The sequence below is a fragment of the Bradyrhizobium sp. genome (assembly GCF_035273305.1).
GTDB lineage: Bacteria > Pseudomonadota > Alphaproteobacteria > Rhizobiales > Xanthobacteraceae > Bradyrhizobium.
Map to the genome: position 1 here is coordinate 1 of NZ_DATEPI010000061.1, position 2,918 is coordinate 2,918.

At 62.7% G+C, this 2,918-nt stretch carries 2 protein-coding genes; both read right to left on the minus strand.

The annotated features are described in order from the left end of the window. Positions 1-86 precede the first annotated feature (86 nt). Entirely contained in the window at positions 87-1,397 is a 1,311-nt protein-coding gene (locus VJV58_RS04180; protein WP_324136084.1) for an HlyD family type I secretion periplasmic adaptor subunit, read from the minus strand. Next, the coding region (locus VJV58_RS04185; RefSeq protein WP_324136085.1) for a type I secretion system permease/ATPase at positions 1,394-2,918 on the minus strand (1,525 nt) is incomplete at its 5' end. The genes VJV58_RS04185 and VJV58_RS04180, both read right to left, overlap by 4 nt.

The following is a 2,918-nucleotide window of genomic DNA, read 5'->3' on the forward strand; positions in this document are numbered from 1 at the left end:
TCTGCTTCACTCCGCCAGAAAACGCTCTTTAACTAAATAAAAACCGGCCGGGTCCATGACCCGGCCGTTTTTGCAAGCGCGAGCGCTTACCTCTCGCGGAACGCGCGCTTCAGCTGGTCGCTTAGCGGCTTGACCAGGTAGGACAACAGCGTGCGGTCACCGGTCTGCACGAATGCTTCGACGGGCATGCCTGGAATCAATTTAACATCGCCAAGGCGCGCGATTTCCTCCGGCGGCATCGATACCCGGATGGTGTAATAGGATTGGCCGGTGCGCTGTTCGGTGGTGACATCCGGCGAGACACGGCTGACGACCCCGTTCAGTTCCGGCGTGGTGCGCTGGTTAAATGCCGAGAGACGCAGCAGGGTCTTCTGGCCGATCTGCAATTTATCAATGTCCTGCGGATTGACCTTGGCTTCGACCTGCAGGTCATCGGTTTGCGGAACGATCATCATGATGTCGGCGCCGGCGGTGATGACGCCGCCGACCGTATGCACCGTCGACTGCAGCACCATGCCGTCCTGCGGAGCGCGGATGTCGACGCGGCGTAGCTGATCTTCGGCGGTAACCTTGCGTTCGACGAATTCGCCGATCTTGTCGTTTGTCTCACGCAGGTCCTTGGAGACATCGCTGACCATGTCCTTGTCGACCTGAATGATCTGCAGTTCGGTTTCGGTAATTTTGCCCTTGGCCTGCGCCCGCGACGCAATGTATTGCGCGCGCTCGCCGTTCAGCCGCGCCGCATCACGCTCGAGCGTGGTCAGACGCGAAATTTGCACGAGATGCTTCTCGTAAAGATCGCGAACGCCGGACAGTTCTTTCTCCACCAGCGCGATTTCCTGATCTTTCGCTTTCTCCTGCGCCGCGAGGCCGGCGATCTCCTCGTTTAGCTGCGTGATCCGCTCGCGTAGCTGCGACTTCTGGCCAACCCGGCCGTTGACGCGGACCTCGAACAATTTGGTCTCGCTTGCGATGATGGTCTTGACGTCGGGATCATCGGCGCGATCGAGCAGCGTCTTGGGAAATACGATCTTGTCCAGCCCCTGCTGTTCCGCCTGCAGTCGCGCCGCCCGCGCCCACAGCCCATCAAGGTTCTTGGTCACAATCGCGAGACTGGCCTTGGTGACGGTGTCGTCCAGCCGCACCACGATATCGCCGGCCTTGACCAGATCGCCATCGCGCGCGCGCACCTCGCCGACAACGCCGCCGGTCGGGTGCTGCACTTTCTTCACATTCGATTCGACGACGATCGAGCCCGGCGCAATCAACGCGCCTGAAATCTCCGCGGTCGACGCCCAGCCACCGAGGCCGCCCGCCAACACCAGCGCGATCGTCAGCCCTATGATCAAGTGCAACCGGATCGACTGCTGGGCTCCTCGGTTTTCGGCCCCGATCATGATTTGGTAACTCCGCCTTCGGATACGATCTTGATCGGGGTGGGCGGAGAAACCCGCTGCAGGACCTGACCCAGGACCGTTTCCTTGGGGCCAAAGGCCTGCATCCGGCCGTCCTTGAGCACAAGCAGTTGGTCGACTGCCTCGATCCCGATCGGCCGGTGCGCTACGACGATCACGATCGCGCCCCGCTCGCGCGCCGCGCGCACCGCCCGCGTCAAGGCCTCGTCGCCTTCGGTGTCGAGATTTGAGTTCGGTTCGTCGAGCACGATGAGAAATGGGCTACCATACAGCGCGCGCGCCAGAGCGACGCGTTGGGCCTGGCCAGCCGAGAGCGCGGCACCCTGCTCTCCGATCTGGGTATCATAACCCTCGCGCATCTTGATGATCATCTCGTGGACGCCGGCTTCCTTTGCAGCGCTGATGATAGCCTCCGCGGAGGCGTCCGGATCGAATCGGGCGATGTTCTGGGCCACCGTGCCGGCAAACAATTCGACATCCTGCGGCAAATATCCGACGTGGCGGCCGAGCAGGTCGGACGACCACTGGTCGAGTGCCGCGCCATCGAGCCGTACCTTGCCACGGACCGGCTGCCAAACGCCGACCAACGCGCGCACCAAGGAGGATTTGCCGGATCCGCTTGGCCCGATCACGCCGAGGCCGTTGCCGGCCTGAAGGGCGAAGGTAACATCCTGCACGATCACCTTTTGGTCGCCGGGCGGCACGATGCTGACGCTTTCCACCGACAGCCGACTGGATGGATTTTGCAATACCGTCTGCGCGGTTGCGGCAGGCACCGAGCTGAGCAATCGATTCAGCCGTTGCCAGCTCTGCCTCGCGGCGACGAAGCCTTTCCAGTGCGCGATCGCGAGGTCGACCGGGGCAAGCGCGCGCGCGCTCAGGATTGATCCCGCAATGATGATGCCCGCCGTCGCCTCCTGGTGGATGACGAGATAGGCGCCGACGGCGAGCACCGCCGACTGCAAGGTCATCCGTAGCACCTTGGCAACCGCACCGAGGCCGCCGGCGACATCGCTGGCGCGCTGATTACCCGCCAGATAATTCTGGTTGGCCAGGCTCCAGCGCCGGGCTAAGCGTCCGGACATTCCCATTGCGACCAGCACTTCGGCATTTCGTCGGCTGGTGGCCGCCAGATCGTTGCGACGCGCCGCCAAACCCATGGCCTCGCGCGCCGGCGCGCGCGATAGCTGTTCGGTGAGAACAGTTAGGCTGACCAGGATGATCGCGCCAACCAGCGCGGTGAGGCCGATCATGACGTGGAATGCAAAACAGATCGCCAGATAGAACGGCAACCAGGGCAGATCGAACAACGCGCCCGGTCCCATGCTGGACAGAAACGAGCGGATGTTGTCCAGGTCTCGTAACGGCTGCAGTCCTTCGTTGCGTCCACCGACCATGAGCGGCAGCCGCACAACCGTATCGAACACGCGCGCATTGAGCGCCTCGTCGAGCGAGGTCCCGATGCGGCCAAGGATGCGTCCCCGGATCAGGTCGAGACTGCCT